This is a genomic window from Amycolatopsis plumensis, from assembly GCF_042652605.1.
In the GTDB taxonomy this organism is placed as follows: domain Bacteria; phylum Actinomycetota; class Actinomycetes; order Mycobacteriales; family Pseudonocardiaceae; genus Amycolatopsis; species Amycolatopsis plumensis.
This window is the reverse complement of the sequence record NZ_JBHSJY010000001.1, coordinates 8,524,328-8,539,679: the sequence shown is the minus strand read 5'-3', so window position 1 is coordinate 8,539,679 and position 15,352 is coordinate 8,524,328. Positions and strand designations below refer to the sequence as shown.

Below are 15,352 nucleotides of genomic sequence, written 5' to 3'. Positions count from 1 at the left end.
GTGGCTTCGGCCAGCATTTTTCACCTCGACCGAAAATTCACTCCATCGAGCTAAGTGGCTCCCGTTTGCCACGGGGGCGGATATAACTGTCGGTCGCGGGGTAACTGCCGATGTGCCGTGTCGCGACCGCAGCAAGGTGGGTCGCGCGAATGTGAATGGGAGTCCAGAGCAGCGTGACCGCTGAACAAGAAATCGCCACCCTCCTGACCGGAACCTTCGGCGTGGAACCGGTTGAAGTCCGGCCCGAGGCGTCGCTGCGTGAGCTCGGCATGGATTCTCTCGCCCTGGAAGAATTGCGCGTGCTCCTCGAGGAACGCCTGCGCATCGACCTCGAAGACGTCCAGCTGACCACCCGCGAAACCGTGGGGCAGCTGGCCACCGTGGTCGGCGAAAAGACCGCGGCGTGACGGCGCCCGGGCTCACCGCGGCGGTGACCGGCCTGGGGCTGGTCACCGCCGCGGGCATCGGAGCCGACGCCGCGTGGCACGGGGTGACCCGGTCCGGTCCCGCGCGGGGTGTCCGGCACCGCGACGAATTGCAGGGACTGTCCTGCGACTTCATGTACACCATCGACGACCTCGACGCGGAAGACCGGCTGGGGGTGCCGGCCATGCGGATGATGGACCGGTTTTCCCAGCTCGCGGTGATCGCGGCCCGGGAAGCGGTGGCGGACGCGGGGCTCGACACCGCCGGGTGGGACACCGACCGGGTCGCGGTGGTCATCGGCTCGGCCCACGGCGGGCTTCCGTTCTACGACGAGCAGAGCGCCGTCCTCGCGGAAAAGGGGGCGCGCCGGGTGTCGCCGAAGCTGGCGCCGATGACCACGGTGAACAGCGCCGCCAGCAGCGTCTGCATGGACCTCGGCGCCCGGGGGCCGAGCCTGAGCGTCTCCACGGCCTGTTCCTCGGGCACGGTCGCAATCGGTACCGCTCTGCAGCTGCTGCGCTCCGGGGCGTGCGACATCGCCATCGCCGGCGGCGCCGAATCGGTGTGTTCCCGGCTGCTGATCTCCAGCGCCTGCCAGATGCGGGCGGTGTCGACGCGCCGCGACGATCCGTCGACGGCGTGCCGCCCGTTCGACGCCGACCGCGACGGGTTCGTCGTCGGCGAGGGCGCCGGCCTCGTCGTCCTGGAGCGAGCCGAGCACGCGGCGGCGCGGGGCGCGCGGGTCCGGGCCGGCATCGCGGGCTACGGCGCCTCCAGCGACGCCTACGCGGCGGTGGCACCGGATCCCGAAGGCGCCGGGATCGAGCGGGCACTGCGGACGGCTCTGGCGGACGCGGACATGGCGCCGGCCGACGTCGGCCACGTCAACGCCCACGGAACCTCCACCGTGATGAACGACCTCATCGAAGCCAGGATGCTGCACCGGGTTCTCGGCGAAGGCCCCCTGGTCACCTCCACCAAGGCCATGACCGGGCACGCGCTCGGCGCGGCCGGCGGGATCGAGGCCGCGCTGACCGTCCTGGCGCTGGAGAAGCAGCTGGTGCCGCCCACCGGCAACCTCCGGACCCGCGACCTCCGGATCCCGATCGACGTCGTCGCCAAGGAAGCGCGGCCCGCGGCGTTCGAGTGCGCCGTAAAGACGTCGATGGGCTTCGGTGGCCACAACGCCGCGTTGGTCCTCACGAAGAGCAGCTGATCACCCGGCGGTGGCCGGAAGCAGAAGGCAGAGCATGTACGAGGAAGTTGTCCGCGCGCTGGCGGTCGACGGGACGCGGTTCAGCTACCGGCGGCTGCGGCAGCCCGCTCCGCGGACCGAGCCGGTGGTCGTGCTCGGCGGCGGGTTCCAGGGCAGTTACGGCTGGCCCCACATGGAGGACCGGATCACGCCGCTGACGGACCTGGTGACCGCGGACCTGCCCGGGATGGGGACTTCGGACCCGCTGCCGGCGGGATCGGGCACCACGTTCATGGGCCAGGCGATCGACCGGATCATCGACGACCTCGGCGTACCGCGGATCAACCTGTTCGGCTATTCCTACGGCGCCGAACTCGCTTTCGGGTGCGCCCAGCGCAACCCGGACCGGATCGCGCGGCTGGTGCTCGGCGGCGTGGTCTCGCACACCAGTGCCGCGCAGCAGGCGTCGTTGCGCGAAGCGGCCGACCACCTCGCCGTCGGCGACGCCGAAGCCTTCGCCACGGTGGCCGCGCGGATGCAGTTGTGCCTCGACCCCGGCCGCCACATCCCCCGGCGGTCCCTGGTGTACCGCTACGTCAAGCGGTCGATGCTGCACGTCGCCGTGAACGTGCCCAACGTGATGGAGTACCTGCGCCGGTCCTTGATCAGCGGCCCGGCCTTCGACGGCGGCCTGACCGGCGTGCCGACGCTGGTGTTCACCGGTGAGCACGACTCGATCACCTGCCCGGACCGGCAGCGGGAGTTCGCGGCCACGATCGCGGGCAGCCGGTTCGTGAGCATCAGGGATGCCGACCACTGGGTGGTCCTGGAGCGCGCGGCCGACGTCGCGGACCTGGCAGTCCGGTTCTTCACCGACGAGCCGGTGGCGCCGGCGTCCTATGTGGCCGACGGGGCGAGCAGGGGCCCCGGGTGCGGCAGCGGAAGCCCGCGGTAAACCAGCCGCATATCCGGAAACTTCGGCTGCCGTACCCTGTCGAAACGGTAAACGGCACTGGACGTCAGCGTTTCGTATACCCTGCAGCCACATCGCCGGAGCCGGTCGGACCGTGGAGTTCCACCCGCCGGACGGTCGGTTCCCGGTGTCCACGTTCGTGATGCTCTTCGGTGAGTCGGACGTGCCTTGGTGGCATGACGCATAGGCAGCCCTGGCGCGCATCAAGCGCGAGTTCGGTCGGTCGGCGGCGCGCACGAAGGCCGCATCCAGGGGGTCAACCCTGGCAGCAGGCGCGGGCACTCCCTCGGTATGACGTCCCGGGCTCGATGGCTGGTTAGGCTCGGACCGTGGAAGGCGCCCGCAGGCTCGTGACGCGCCGGGTCCCGCGGTGGGCCGTCGACGCCGGGGTCGCCGTGCTGATCTTCGCCATGATGAGCCTCGTCGGCGGCGGGTTCCGCGAACAGCCGTGGCGCTGGTTCGACGGCTGGGCCTACCTGCTCACCGCCGCGGTCTGCCTGCCGCTGGCCGCCCGCCGGACGGCGCCGGTGCTCGTCCTGGTGCTGACCTCGGCCGCCTACCTCGGCTACCTCGCGCGGGGTCACCTGCCGGGCCTGCACCTGTGGGGGCCGGTGCTGGCGCTCTACAGCGTCGCGGCCATGACGACGGTGCGCACCAGCCTGGCCGCCGTCGCGGTGGCCGGTCCCGTCCTCTACGCGGGCGCGGCGGCGCTGGGAATTACTTCTGGTTGAAGGCTGACGTTATCAGGAAGGCGGTGTTCGACCGTTTTCGGTTCGGTCGGATTGCCGTGAATCCCGCCAGGCAGGAAATCGCAACGACGACGGAAACCAGGGCGGACCACGCGACTGTAGCCCCTGCCGAAAGGCCTGCTTGCAGCGCTTTGGTGAGAATGGCCAAGACGAGGCCGCTGATGACGGAGGTCGTCACCGTGAACAGCGCCGGCGTTCGATCCCGGTCCAGCCGCGCCATCTGAGACCCTCCCCTTGGCAACGCTGCTCGAAATGATCTTCCCGCCTTCGGCGGTTTGCCTCCCGGCGAACAGGGCACCCTATCGCACCCAGCGTGGTCATTCGCAGGCTCCACGACGGCACGCAAGTGGCATGCGGCTCGAAATACGTTCTGGGCGGCCACGGGTACGAGGCGTGGCTCAGGTGGTCGCTGATTCCGGACCACGGCCGTCGTCGTGTCGGGATGTCGCGGGCCTCAGTTCCACGCAGCATTCGCCGGCACGAGGATCGAGGACGGCTTCGACGGTGGAAGCCTGGAGTCCGTCAAGCAGGCCGCCGAGGAACGCCTGGTTGATGCCGCACACCAGGTCCGGCGCCTTCGCGGCCAGCGGGTGGAACGGGCAGTTGCGCAGCCGCAGGCAGGTCGCGGTCTCCCGGTCCGGCTCGAAGCCGTGGCGCTCGACGACGGCCGAGGTGAGCGTCAGCGCCCGCTCGGTGCCGAGGCGTCCCGGGCGGAGCTGTTCCCGTTCTGTCGAGCCCAGCGCTTCGCCGTGGCGGTGGGCGGCACGCAGGGCCGAGTCGCGCGCGGTTTCGCCGTCGCCTTCCTCGAGGACGGCGTCCAGCAGGATCTCGGCCAGCACGTCGTGCTGGCGGGGCGGGATGCTGACCTGCACTTCGAGGTCGGACGGCTCGTAGACCTTGGGGGCGCGCCCGACCTTGCGGATGCCGCCGACGAACTCGTAGCGCGTGCGCAGGAGTCCGGCGGCGACGAGCTTGTCGAGGTGGAAGGCCGCGAGCTTGCGGGAGATGCCGACCGCTTCGGCGGCTTCGTCGCGGGTGACCGGGTGCCGGGCGTGCCGGATGTGGGTGTACATGCCGCTGCGCAGCGGATCGTCCAGCGCGGCGAGCGCACTGATCGGCTCCTGGTCCATGGCAGCAGGCTAACACCGATAGTCATGGTTGTAACTCCGATCGGGTAGCGCTCACCTGCGCGACTTGACCGCCGTCGCTAATAAGACCAAACTTCGCTGGCGAAAAGGAGTACTCACCATGACCCACGAACTCGAACAGGCGAAGCAGCCGGTGAGCGCCGTGCTCGCCGGCCCCTACGGGCACCCCTTCCACCCGATCCTGGTCACCGTCCCGATCGGCGCCTGGGTTTCCAGCCTGGTGTTCGACATCGGCTCGCGGATCGTCGACGACCCCGGTTTCCTGGCGCGCGGCTCGGTCTGGCTCATCGCGATCGGCGTCGTCGGCGCGCTGGCCGCGGCGCTGATCGGCACCCTCGACCTGCTGGCCATCCCCACCGGCACGCCGGCGTTCCGCACCGGGCTGACGCACATGAGCCTCAACCTCGTGGTCACCGCGGCCTACGTCGCCGGGTTCTTCTGGCGCCGCGCGGCTTCGGACGGACCCGGCCCGGTCGGCATCGGCCCGCTGGTGCTGTCCGCGGCCGCGCTCGTCGTCCTCGCCGCGTCCGGCTACCTCGGCGGCAAGCTGGCCTACCACTACGGCGTCCGCGTCGCCGCCGAGACCACCCAGGCCGAGGGCTACGCGACCCGCCACACCTCCTGAACCGTTCCCTTCCCACTACACCGAGGAGAATTCTCATGGACATCGCCGCGCTGATCGCCTGGCTGGTCACCGCCGTCGGCGGCTTCGTCATGCTGGGCACCTGGATCGCCAAGGGCGGCACCCGCGAACCGGGACGCAGCCGGTTCTCGCCGGGGCTGATCTTCGGGCACTTCGCCCTCGCCGCGGCCGGGCTGGTCCTGTGGATCATCTACCTGATCGCCGGCGGCAAGACACTCGCGTGGATCGCGTTCGTCCTGCTGGTGCCGGTCGCCTTGCTGGGCTTCACCATGCTGGCCCGGTGGATCCCCGGCTACCGCAACCGCACCGCGGCCGCCTCGGCCTCGGACGCGGCGCCCGAGCAGCACTTCCCGGTCGTGGTGGTCGCCGCGCACGGGCTGGTCGCCGTCGCCACCGTCGTGCTCGTCCTGCTCGCGGCCCTGGGCATCGGCAGCTGACCCCGTCGGCCTGCGCACCAACCGAAATCCCATCGAGAAGCTCATCGGTGGTACCGCCGACGTTCGTGATCACCGGAGTCGGCTTGGGGGGTGCGCAGGCCGGCGAAGCGTTGCGGGAAAAAGGGTTCGACGGCCGGATCGTCCTGGTCGGTGACGAGCGCCACCCATCGGGCCCGCGGGCCGGGCATTCGCGTCATTCCCCGCGTGAGCGGATTTCCCCCGGCAATCCTTTCGGTGGTGAGGAAAACCCGATCCGCTCTGGATCTCCGCGGTGGCCGCCGCTACCTTCGGGTGTCCCATGGGCCGTCCTCGTTCCTCGTTTTCCCGGAGGCAAGCCATGTTCGGACATCCGCTGCGGCGGATCGGTGTGCTCGCCGCGGTTTCCGCGGCATTACTGGCCATGGTGGTGACTCCCGCCGAGGCGCTCGCGCCGGCGGACGTGCCCGCCGTCGGCGTCGACACCGGCCGCTTCGACCTGCCCATCAGCTGCGCGATCACGTTGCCCGACGTCGGTGGCGTGAAGGTCTTCGACCTCGGCACCAGCGTCGACGTCCAAGGTGTGGTCGCCACCAGTCTCGGCCCGGGCCAGCAGTTCTTCCTGTCACAGGGATCGGGTGCCATCACGTTCCCGGCGTGGCTGACCGGACTCGCCGGCACCGTGGGCATCGACCGCGCCGACGCCACCGTCTCGGAGTTGTCCATCGGGGCCACCAACGCGACCCCGCCGAGCATCAACGTCACCGAAACCCCGCAGGTCATCAAGGACATCGTCATCAAGCCCGGCGAGCCGCTCACCGTGGGGCTGCCGCTGCAGGGCACCTTCGACGTCGGCCCGTACACCGCGCCGCAAAGTGGCACGGTGACGCTGAAGTTCGAGCAGGCGGTCGCGCACGTCACGCTCAAGGCGTCGTGGGGACTGCAGCTCAAGGTCGACGCCACGTGCAAGTCGACCGCGGGCAACGCACTGCTGACGATCGCCGTCGGCGGCGCGGCCGGGCAGCCGCCGTCGCTGATCCACGGCGCGCCGCTGAACTTCCCGCCGGTGGCGCCGGGGTACCTGAACGGCATCATCAACGCGCCCTACAAGTGTTCCTTCGGCGGCGAGCAGCTCGACGCCGGGATCGCGGTCGGCGGCACCATCCCGCTCACCGTGTCCCGCGCGGGATCGATGTCCTTCACCGACGCTTCCGGCGCGTTGACGATTCCGAAGGCGACGGTGAACAAGCTGCTGGACAAGGGACTCTCCGGCAGTTTCTCCGGCCGGGTCACGGAACTGAACCTGGTCGTGCGCGGTGGTACACCGGCGGTGCAGAACGTCGCGGCGAACGTGGTGATCCCGCCGACGCCCTTGGTGCGGGACAAGGACATCGTGCTGCCGCTGCCCACCACAGGCACGCTTTCGGCGGGACCGTTCCGGCCGGACGCCGGCGCGAGCAGCGTCGCGGTGTCCCTGGGCTCGGCGGCGGCGACGATCACGTTCAACGGCAACGCGGGCGAGCTGCCGATCACGTGCGGCGCGCCTTCACCGGAGGTTTACCTGGTCGAGAACCCGGTGACCTGAGCCGGCCGGCTGGTGCCGCCTCGGACGCGGAGGCGGCACCGGTTTGTGTCGCCGGAAACATCGATCGGCGAGGTTCCCCCTAAAGTGCGCCGTGGGCGTATCGACGGGGATTTCGGATTGCCGGTCGTCTCGTTCTTGCCGACACTCGGTGCATGGAGAACACGGTTTCCGAACCCGAGGCACCGCCGGAGTCCGACGTCCGGTTCCCGATCGTCCTGCGAGGGTACGACCGCAGGCAGGTGGACGAATACGTGCGGCTCGTGGAGAAGCGCGTGGACCGGCACGAGAAGGCGCGGCGGGTCGCCGAACGGCGGCTGGCCAAGGCCCAGGTGCCCGCGCCGCGGGCCGCGGAACCGGACGGTGCCGCCGGGCTGGGGCGGCGGATCGAAAAGATTCTCCAGGTCGCGAAATCCGAGGCCGCGGAGATCAAAGAACAGGCTCGCCGGGAAGCCGAGGCGATCGTGGCGGCCGCGGAGAAGAAGGCCGCCGAGGCGGAGAGTGCGCGCGAAGAAACCGAACGCGCCGCGCAGCGGGAGGCGCAACTCGTCGTCTCCCGCGCCGAAGAAGAAGCCGCGGTCATCCGGGCCGCCCACCGAGCGGTGCTGACCCAGCTGAGCCAGATCGCCGAAGGGGTCGAGGACCTGCGCGTCCGATACGGCGGCGAGGCCGAGGGGGAGGACGCGGCCGAGCCGGAGCCCGCGAAATCCGCGCCGTCCCCCGCCTGACCGGCAAGGCCTGGGGCGCTCGGCGGAAACGCGACGAACTCCGGCGGATCGCGGCGCAGGCCCACGGGAGCCGGTCGCGGCCGGCTCCCGTGGGCCTGCGTTCGGTGGCCGCTCAGCAGTCGGAGTACACCGGCTTGCCCGCGAACCGGTCGCCCAGGTAGTGCACGACATCGCCCGCGGAGAACGCCAGCGTCGTGACGTGCTCGCCGACGTACGTGCGCCAGGTGACGTCGACGCCGGCCGCGCAGTACTCGCGCCGCAGGGTTTGGGCCTGGGAGAGCGGGATGATTTCGTCGAAGCTGCCGTGGAACAGGAAGACCGGCGCCTGCGGCGGGTGGGCACCCAGTTCGTTTTCGGCCAGCCGGGCCTGCCACTTCGCGGTGGTGAGCGGGTTCGACGTCGTGTAGTCGGCGATGTGGCCGAAGGCGTAGCCGAACACCGCGTCGACGCACGCGTCCTGCTGGGTCGCGTACAGCGTCCGGCCGCGGTCGTTGAGGTAGGCCGGCAGGTCCAGCTCCGGGTACGCCGCGTCCAGGCCGAGCGACGCGAGCAGCAGGAACCCGAAGCCGACGCCGCCGTCGAGGCTCTTGGCCACCACGTTCAGGTCCGCGGGGGTGCCACCGGCCGTGATCGCGGCGACGTGCAGTTCCGGCGCGTACGTCGGCGCCAGCTCGCCCGCCCAGGCCGCTCCGCCGCCGCCTTGGGAGTACCCGGAGAACGCGACCGGGCCGCCGGCGGCGAGTCCGGCCGCGGGGAGCCGGGTGGCCGTCCGGGCGGCGTCGATCACCGTGTGGCCTTCCGAACGCCCGACGACGTAGGTGTGCAGGCCGGGCGTGCCGAGGCCCTCGTAGTCGGTGATCGCGACGGCCCAGCCGCGGCCCAGCATGGCGTCGACGAACAGCGGTTTCTCGTAGTCCGGCTGGAACTTCGACGGCGCGCAGCGGTCGCCGATCCCGCGGGTGCCGCTGGCCACCGAGACGATCGGACGCGGCCCCGGGCCAGTCCACGGCGCCGTCGGCACCAGGACCCGGCCCGACACCGCGATCGGCGTGTCCGCCGCGGACCGCGACCGGTACAGCACGAGGTAGCCCTTGGCGCCGCCGGAGTCCGGCAGCGGCCGCCACCAGACGACGTCGCCGTCCGCGCCGTCCGGCAGCGGGCTCGGCGGCGTGTAGAAGGCGTCGCCGTCCGGGCCGCGGGGCGGGTCGGCGGCCGCGGCGCTCGCGGACACCGTGGACAGCAGGGTGACGACGACGGCCAGCAGAACCGTCCAGAGGGACTTCGTGCGCACAGGAACTCCTCGTTGAGTCCGATTCGGGGTTCAGAAGACGCGGTCGACGTCTTCGGCGATCAGGTGGTCCAGCGCGCGCTCGGCGAGGGCGGCGATGGTCATCGACGGGTTGCAGGCGGCGGTCGTGCCGGGCATCAAGGCGCCGTCGAGCACGTAGAGGCCGCGGTGGCCGAGCACGCGGCCGTCCAGGTCGCACACCGAGCCCATCGCGGCACCGCCGAGCGGGTGCCAGGTGCTCGGCACGAGGGCGGTGGTGTCGAGCAGCACGCCGAGCGGGCCGGCGATGCGGGTGATCCGCTCGTGGATGCGGGCGCTCAGCTTCGCGTCGGCGCCGGAGGGCCAGTGCAGGACGGCGTCGTCCTTCGCCGCGTCGTAGACGAACCGGCCGCGGCCTTCGCTGATGCCGTACCCGACGAGCATGGTGGTCCGCAGGTCCGGCAGCGGCGGCAGCGACGCCTGGATGACGGTGTTGGCCGTCGCGGGATCGTCCCATTCCTTGCTGCCGTAGACGACCGGGCCGCCCTGCGGGGCGCCGAAGTCGTCGGCGAGGTTCGTCCAGGTGTAGATGCGGTCGCCGTTGCTGCCCCAGCCGGCGCCCAGCCCGTCGGGCAGGTCGGGGATGTCGCCCTTCGCGCCCGCCCGCATCAGCAGCCGCGTCGTGTTCGCCGTCCCGGCCGCCATGACGAGCGCCTTCGCGGTCAGGACCTTCCGCTCGAGCACGGTTCCGGCGGTGTCGATGCGGTCGGCGCGGACCTCCCACCGGCCGTCCTTGGCCAGCGCGACGCCGGTGACGTTGTGCAGGCTCGCGACGGTGCAGCGGCCGGTGGCCTCGGCGGCCGCGAGGTAGGTGACGTCGACCGAGTGCTTGCCGCCGTTGTTCACCCCGAGCGCGCAGTCGCCGTTGGTGTAGGACGGTTTCATTTCCCCGTCGAGCTCGCGCAGCGCGTAGTCCCAGTCGATCGGCATCGGGATCTTCTCGACGGCGTAGCCGGCGCTGCGTGCGTTGCGGGCGAAGATGCGGGCCGCCTGGTACGGCTTGCTCGCGACGAGGGTGTCCGGGGCGGTGGCGATGCCGAGCATGGCGGCAACCCGTGGGTAGTACTCGGCGTCCAGCCGCGCGTAGTCGAGCTGCTCGGGAAAGCACGCGTGGAACAGCTCGGCCGTCGGCTGCAGCGTCATGCCCTGGTAGACCAGGGACCCGCCGCCGACGCCCGCCGCGCACATGATGTTCATGCCCTGGCCGCTCACCTGCTCCAGGAGCCCGGTGTAGCGCTCGAACGGCGGCAGTGACGGCAGGCCCGGCAGCGCGGGCGCCGAGCCCAGCCAGAAGATCCGCTTGTCGGGCGCCGACGTCGGGTGGGGGAACGTCTCGGCGTCCGGCCCGGTCGGCCAGCGCCGGCCGCGTTCGAGCACCAGCACCGGCACCCCGGCCTGAGCGAGCCGCAGCGCGGTGACCCCGCCGCCGAACCCGGACCCGATGACCACGACCCGGTGCTCCTCCCGGGTGACCGGCACGCGGCCCGCGCCGAGCGCGGCGACGCCCGCAGCGGCCACGGCGCCCTGCAGGACGGTTCGGCGGTTCAAGGTGCGCATGGGCGGGTTCCTCCGGGCAGTGGTCGTGACCCTGGGTGACTGTAGGAACCCGAAACGAGAGATTAAATGGATTACCCGTCTCACTACTGGCGAGTAGGGTGCCGTTCCATGCGCGCAGTGCGACCGTCCGCGGCTGCGCCCCGGCGCGTCGACGCCCGGCGCAACCGCGACGCGATCCTCCGCGCGGCCGACGAGGCGTTCAGCGAAGACGCCGACGTCGGCCTGGACGAGGTGGCCCGCCGAGCCGGCCTCGGCCGCGCGACCGTCTACCGCCACTTCCCCGACCGCGGGGCGCTGGCCCTCGCCGTCGCCGCCCATCACCTCGCCGTGCTCAAGGACCAGGTGCGCAGCCGCGAGCCGTTCCGGGAGCTGCTGCGATCAATGCTCGCCATGCAGGCCCGGCGCCGCCCGCTCGTGCGGCTGTTCCGGGAGCTGCCGGAGCGCAGCCAACGCCAGCACGCCAACGCCGTCGTGTCGCTGCTGCGCCCGGCTCTCGAGGAGGCGCAACGCGAAGGCAGCGTGCGGGCGGACATCGAACCCGCGGACCTGGCCCTGCTGTTCGAGATGCACGAGGCGGCACTGGGGTCGGGACTGGTCACGCGGGAGCCGGCGGAACCGGCGGAGCGATTGGTGCGGGTGTTCCTCGACGGTCTCGCCGAACAGCGGCACCACACGGCGGGTAAGGGCTAGCTTCGCCGCCGGTTCCGTCCGGAGAGCGTGAATTACGCCGCCATGGCCTCGCAGCAGTCCCTTCGATGACGGCCGCGGTGGTTCACAGGCCGCCGACCTTGACGGGGAACTGCTGGAGGGTGGCGACGGTGTCGTCCGGGTTGTCCGGCAGCACCAGGTCGACCGGGTTCTGCAGCTGGTAGATGTCGCCCGACGGGGGGAACTGGGTGAGCTGCCCGATCAGCTTCGCCGGGTCTTTGGTCGTCAGGACGAGGGGCTCGGCGCGGTCGGGCTGGTCGATGGTCATGGTGAAGTTGAGCACCATGATCTGCTCGTACCTGGGCGGGAACTTCTGGGTCAGCTTCAGCAGGCTTTTCGCGTCGACGTCGACGTCGTTCTGCTCGATGGTGATCGTGCCGCCCTGGCGAGCGCGTCCGTCGCCGCCGCCGTCGGCGAGGTTGCCGGTGAACCGCATTCCGGAGACCTGCAGGCGCCGGGAGGTGAGCGGGTCGTCCGGGTCGGCTTCCACCTTGACCCGCAGGCCACCGGTGAAGTGCACCGATTCCGCCGAGTCCCGGATCTGCAGCGGGGTGTCCGGCGCGTCTCCGGTCAGTTCGATTTCCTGGCCGATCGGCGGCAGCACATCATCCAACGGGCGTCCCTGCGCGGCGGGTGCGGCGGCCACCAGCAGCAGCGCGGCCAGTGCGGCCGCCGGATATCGACGTCGAGTCATGTTCCTCAGCGTTGAGGCGAAGCCGATCCGGGACAACCGATTTCCCCGCACCGCCGAGGGACGATCCCTCGTTGGGGAAATCCGCTTGCGCTGTGTCAGCGGCTTCGCGCTGCGATCGACTTCGCCGCCGAAGGCGTACCGGCCACCGAGGCGGGTACGCCGGTGGCTTCCGGCCGAAGGAGGAACAGTGAAGGCAGTGGTCTGGCACGGCATCGGGGACATCCGCATCGACGAGGTGCCCGATCCCAAGATCCTCGAACCCAGCGACGCGATCATCCGCATCACCCGCAGTGCCATCTGCGGCACCGACCTGCACCTGGTCCGCGGCACGATGCCCGGCATGCAGCCCGGCACGATCCTGGGCCACGAAGCCGTCGGCGTGGTCGAGGAGGTGGGCCCGGCGGTGCGCGGGTTGTCGCCCGGTGACCGGGTGGTCGTCACGTCCACGATCGGGTGTGGCACGTGCTCGTACTGCCGGGCGGGGTACTTCGCGCAGTGCGACACCGCCAATCCGAACGGGCCGTCGGCGGGGACGTCTTTCTTCGGCGGCCCGGAGACGACCGGCCCGGTGGACGGGCTGCAGGCGGAGTACGCGCGGATCCCGTTCGCGATGACCACGCTGGTGCGGATCCCCGACGCGGTGAGCGACGACCAGGCGATCCTGGTCTCGGACATCTTCCCGACGGCGTGGTTCGGGGCGCGGCTGGCCGAAGTCGGCCAGGGGGACAGCGTGCTGGTGCTGGGCGCCGGCGTGGTCGGGCAGTTCGCGATCGCCTCGGCCAAGCGGCAGGGCGCGGGGCGGGTGTTCGTCGTCGACGGGCTGCCGTCGCGGCTGGACAAGGCTCGCGGGCAGAACGCCGAGACCGTCGACTTCAACCGCGAAGACCCGGTGGCGCTGGTGAAGGAGCTGACCGGCGGGATCGGGGTGGACCGGGTGATCGACGCGGTCGGCGTGGACGCGCAGCGGCCGTCGAGCGGGCCGGTGGCCGAGCAGCTCGCGCAGCAAGCAAAGCAGTTCGAGCAGGAGCGGCAGCTGGCCGCGCCGGACGCGTCGCCGTCGGGGGAGCAGTGGGTGCCCGGGAACGCGCCCAGTCTCGCCGTGCGGTGGGCGGTGGAGGCCGTCGCGAAGGCGGGCTCGATCGGCGTGATCGGGGTGTACCCGCCGGGGTTCGACCGGTTCCCGCTGGGGGAGGCGATGAACCGCAACCTCACGATCAAGATGGGCAACTGCAACCACCGCCGGTACGTGCCGCGGCTGCTGGGCATGGTCGCTTCGGGGGCGGTCGATCCGCTGGCGTTCATCACCCAGCACGAGGAGACGGCGAACGCGATCGACGCCTACGAGACGTTCGACCGGCGCGAGGAAGGCTGGCTCAAGACCGTCCTGGACGTGTCGGCGTGACGTGCGCGCCGGAGTTCGACGGGCTGGTCACAGCTGCGGCCGGCTTTGCTCCTCCCGGACCGTGACCCACTGCCAGCGGGTGAACTCGTCGAGGTTGACGAACGAGCCGAACCGGCTGCTCCCGCCGGATTCGCCGATGCCGCCGAAGGGGGCGATGGTTTCGTCGTTGACGGTCTGGTCGTTGACGTGCACCATCCCGGCGTGCAGACGATCGCCCACCGCGCGGGCGCGGGCGGCGGATCCACTGTGGACACCGGCGACGAGCCCGTAGGGGGTGGCGTTGGCCAGGCGGACGGCTTCGTCGTCGTCGCCGAACGTGGTGACGACGGCGACCGGGCCGAAGATCTCCTCGGTGAAGGCGGGCATGTCGGGGGCGACGCCGGCGAGCACGGTCGGGCGGACGAACAGCCCGTCGTGGCGGCCGCCGGCGGTGACCTTCGCGCCCGCGTCGACCGACCGCTGGACGACGGATTCGATGTGCTCGGCCTGATTGGAGTTGATGACGGGGCCGAGGTCGACGTCTTCCCGGGGATCGCCGACCCGCAGGCCGTCGGCGATGCGCGTGAGCTCCTCGACGTAGGCGTCGGCGATCTTTTCGGCGACCAGGTGGCGGCCCACGGCCATGCAGACCTGGCCCTGGTGCACGAAACTGCCGAACGCGCCCGCGGCCGCGGCCGCCGATACGTCAGCGTCGTCGAGGACCACGAACGCGTTGTTGCCGCCGAGCTCCGAAACGAACTTCTTGAAGCTGCCGGCCGCCGCCTTCGCCAGTTCCCGCCCGACCGGGGTCGAGCCGGTGAAGGAGATCATGGCGATGTTCGGGTCTTCGGCGACGGCGTTGCCGAGTTCGCTGCCCTTGCCGGGCAGCATGTGCAGCACGCCCGCGGGCAACCCGGCTTCTTCGAAGAGGCGGGCGATGACGACGCCGCAGCAGATCGCGGTGTCGCTGGCGGGTTTGAGCACGACCGCGTTGCCGGTCGCCAGGGCCGGGGCGACCGACCGCATGGCGAGGATGAGCGGGAAGTTCCAGGGCGCGATGACCGCGACCACGCCGAACGGGACGCGCCGGGCGATGCTGGTGCGGCCCTCCTTGGTGGTGGGCAGGAGCGTGCCCCACGGCGCGCTGGCCAGCGAGGCGGCTTCGTGCAGCTCGTCGAGGGTGAGGTTCAGCTCGAGTTCGACGGCGGTGGCGGTGCCGACCCGGCCGAGCTCGTCGCCGGTGGCGGGTTCGGTCGAGGCGGCCGTTCCGCCGGTGGGCGTCCATGCGCCGGTGAAGACCCGGCCGGCCCAGCGTTCGCGTTCGTCGAGCAGTCCCACGTCCGGTCCCCTCAGTCGCCGATGCCCTTGGCCTGGTCGATGTAGGTCTGCCGCTCCGGGGTCACGCGCAGGATGACGCGCTCGGACTTGATGTTGTCCGGCGGGTAGTCCTCGCCGGTGTACTTGCGGGAGAGCCGGTCGACCTGGCGGCGGGCCCGTTCGCCGTTCTCGACGCCGGTGACCTTTCCGCGGACTTCGGCGTAGCGGTAGGGATTCGCCTCGTCGCGGATGAGCACGGTGATCCGCGGGTCGCGGGCGACGTTGTGGGCCTTCGCGCGGTGGGTTTCGGTGTTGAGCACGATCTCGCCGTCTTCGACGTCGACCCAGATCATCTGGGTCTGCAGCCGTCCGCTGGGCAGGACGGTGGTGACCGCGGCGAAGTTCTTGCCGGTGGCCAGTTCTTCGGTTTCGGGCAGCAGCTTCGGGCCGTCGGCGGTGCGTGCGGGCACGGCGGGCTCCTTCCGGTCGGGCGCGGCGCGCAGTGCGTCAC

General features: G+C 71.0%; 18 protein-coding genes. 10 read left to right on the top strand and 8 right to left on the bottom strand.

Features of this window, described 5'->3' with window-relative positions; translation table 11 throughout:
* The first annotated feature begins 173 nt into the window (after positions 1–173).
* The 4 genes from ACFPLC_RS41060 to ACFPLC_RS41045 all read left to right on the top strand — a co-directional run bounded on the left by ACFPLC_RS41060 (position 174) and on the right by ACFPLC_RS41045 (position 3,325).
* Complete coding sequence (locus ACFPLC_RS41060; protein ID WP_378203393.1) at positions 174–407, top strand: phosphopantetheine-binding protein; 234 nt, start codon at positions 174–176, stop codon at positions 405–407.
* Entirely contained in the window at positions 404–1,642 is a 1,239-nt protein-coding gene (locus ACFPLC_RS41055; protein ID WP_378203390.1) for a beta-ketoacyl-[acyl-carrier-protein] synthase family protein, read from the top strand. The genes ACFPLC_RS41060 and ACFPLC_RS41055 overlap by 4 nt, the downstream gene beginning before the upstream one ends.
* Before the next feature lie 34 nt (positions 1,643–1,676).
* Positions 1,677–2,576: an alpha/beta fold hydrolase gene (locus ACFPLC_RS41050; protein WP_378203387.1), complete on the top strand. Its 900-nt coding sequence runs from the start codon at positions 1,677–1,679 to the stop codon at positions 2,574–2,576.
* 347 nt (positions 2,577–2,923) lie between these two features.
* The gene (locus ACFPLC_RS41045) at positions 2,924–3,325 is read left to right on the top strand and encodes a DUF7134 domain-containing protein (RefSeq protein ID WP_378203384.1); all 402 of its coding nucleotides are present in this window, start codon (positions 2,924–2,926) and stop codon (positions 3,323–3,325) included.
* Here the strand turns inward: ACFPLC_RS41045 and ACFPLC_RS41040 are convergent.
* Together ACFPLC_RS41040 and ACFPLC_RS41035 are read right to left on the bottom strand one after the other, a co-directional pair.
* Positions 3,312–3,563, bottom strand: coding sequence for a hypothetical protein (locus tag ACFPLC_RS41040; protein WP_378203382.1), 252 nt, complete (start codon positions 3,561–3,563; stop codon positions 3,312–3,314). The two genes, ACFPLC_RS41045 and ACFPLC_RS41040, sit on opposite strands and share 14 nt — an antisense overlap.
* Before the next feature lie 178 nt (positions 3,564–3,741).
* Entirely contained in the window at positions 3,742–4,473 is a 732-nt protein-coding gene (locus tag ACFPLC_RS41035; RefSeq protein ID WP_378203378.1) for a helix-turn-helix transcriptional regulator, read from the bottom strand.
* A 118-nt stretch (positions 4,474–4,591) separates the two neighbouring features.
* On the opposite strand from ACFPLC_RS41035, the gene ACFPLC_RS41030 reads away from it, so the two are divergent.
* Positions 4,592–5,116, top strand: coding sequence for a DUF2231 domain-containing protein (locus tag ACFPLC_RS41030; RefSeq protein ID WP_191308188.1), 525 nt, complete (start codon positions 4,592–4,594; stop codon positions 5,114–5,116).
* Positions 5,117–5,151: 35 nt separating this feature from the next.
* Entirely contained in the window at positions 5,152–5,571 is a 420-nt protein-coding gene (locus ACFPLC_RS41025) for a hypothetical protein (protein WP_378203375.1), read from the top strand.
* 41 nt (positions 5,572–5,612) lie between these two features.
* Here ACFPLC_RS41025 and ACFPLC_RS41020 read toward each other — a convergent pair whose 3' ends face one another.
* Positions 5,613–5,759: a hypothetical protein gene (locus tag ACFPLC_RS41020; RefSeq protein ID WP_378236115.1), complete on the bottom strand. Its 147-nt coding sequence runs from the start codon at positions 5,757–5,759 to the stop codon at positions 5,613–5,615.
* Between the two features lie 149 nt (positions 5,760–5,908).
* On the opposite strand from ACFPLC_RS41020, the gene ACFPLC_RS41015 reads away from it, so the two are divergent.
* Positions 5,909–7,132, top strand: coding sequence for a hypothetical protein (locus ACFPLC_RS41015; protein WP_378203373.1), 1,224 nt, complete (start codon positions 5,909–5,911; stop codon positions 7,130–7,132).
* A 152-nt stretch (positions 7,133–7,284) separates the two neighbouring features.
* Complete coding sequence (locus ACFPLC_RS41010; RefSeq protein WP_378203370.1) at positions 7,285–7,857, top strand: DivIVA domain-containing protein; 573 nt, start codon at positions 7,285–7,287, stop codon at positions 7,855–7,857.
* Positions 7,858–7,969: 112 nt separating this feature from the next.
* On the opposite strand, the gene ACFPLC_RS41005 is transcribed toward ACFPLC_RS41010, so the two are convergent.
* Together ACFPLC_RS41005 and ACFPLC_RS41000 are read right to left on the bottom strand one after the other, a co-directional pair.
* A complete protein-coding gene (locus tag ACFPLC_RS41005; RefSeq protein WP_378203367.1) occupies positions 7,970–9,148 on the bottom strand; it encodes a lipase family protein in 1,179 nt (392 codons plus the stop codon).
* Positions 9,149–9,178: 30 nt separating this feature from the next.
* Positions 9,179–10,741: a GMC oxidoreductase gene (locus tag ACFPLC_RS41000; protein WP_378203364.1), complete on the bottom strand. Its 1,563-nt coding sequence runs from the start codon at positions 10,739–10,741 to the stop codon at positions 9,179–9,181.
* Positions 10,742–10,849: 108 nt separating this feature from the next.
* On the opposite strand from ACFPLC_RS41000, the gene ACFPLC_RS40995 reads away from it, so the two are divergent.
* Entirely contained in the window at positions 10,850–11,431 is a 582-nt protein-coding gene (locus ACFPLC_RS40995) for a TetR/AcrR family transcriptional regulator (protein ID WP_378203360.1), read from the top strand.
* 82 nt (positions 11,432–11,513) lie between these two features.
* On the opposite strand, the gene ACFPLC_RS40990 is transcribed toward ACFPLC_RS40995, so the two are convergent.
* Positions 11,514–12,143, bottom strand: coding sequence for a hypothetical protein (locus ACFPLC_RS40990; protein WP_378203357.1), 630 nt, complete (start codon positions 12,141–12,143; stop codon positions 11,514–11,516).
* A 187-nt stretch (positions 12,144–12,330) separates the two neighbouring features.
* Between ACFPLC_RS40990 and ACFPLC_RS40985 the strand changes: the two genes are divergently transcribed.
* Positions 12,331–13,545: a zinc-dependent alcohol dehydrogenase gene (locus tag ACFPLC_RS40985; RefSeq protein WP_378203354.1), complete on the top strand. Its 1,215-nt coding sequence runs from the start codon at positions 12,331–12,333 to the stop codon at positions 13,543–13,545.
* Between the two features lie 27 nt (positions 13,546–13,572).
* Here ACFPLC_RS40985 and ACFPLC_RS40980 read toward each other — a convergent pair whose 3' ends face one another.
* Positions 13,573–14,862: an aldehyde dehydrogenase family protein gene (locus ACFPLC_RS40980; protein ID WP_378203351.1), complete on the bottom strand. Its 1,290-nt coding sequence runs from the start codon at positions 14,860–14,862 to the stop codon at positions 13,573–13,575.
* An 11-nt stretch (positions 14,863–14,873) separates the two neighbouring features.
* The gene (locus tag ACFPLC_RS40975; RefSeq protein WP_378203348.1) at positions 14,874–15,311 is read right to left on the bottom strand and encodes a PPOX class F420-dependent oxidoreductase; all 438 of its coding nucleotides are present in this window, start codon (positions 15,309–15,311) and stop codon (positions 14,874–14,876) included.
* Between the last annotated feature and the right edge of the window lie 41 nt (positions 15,312–15,352).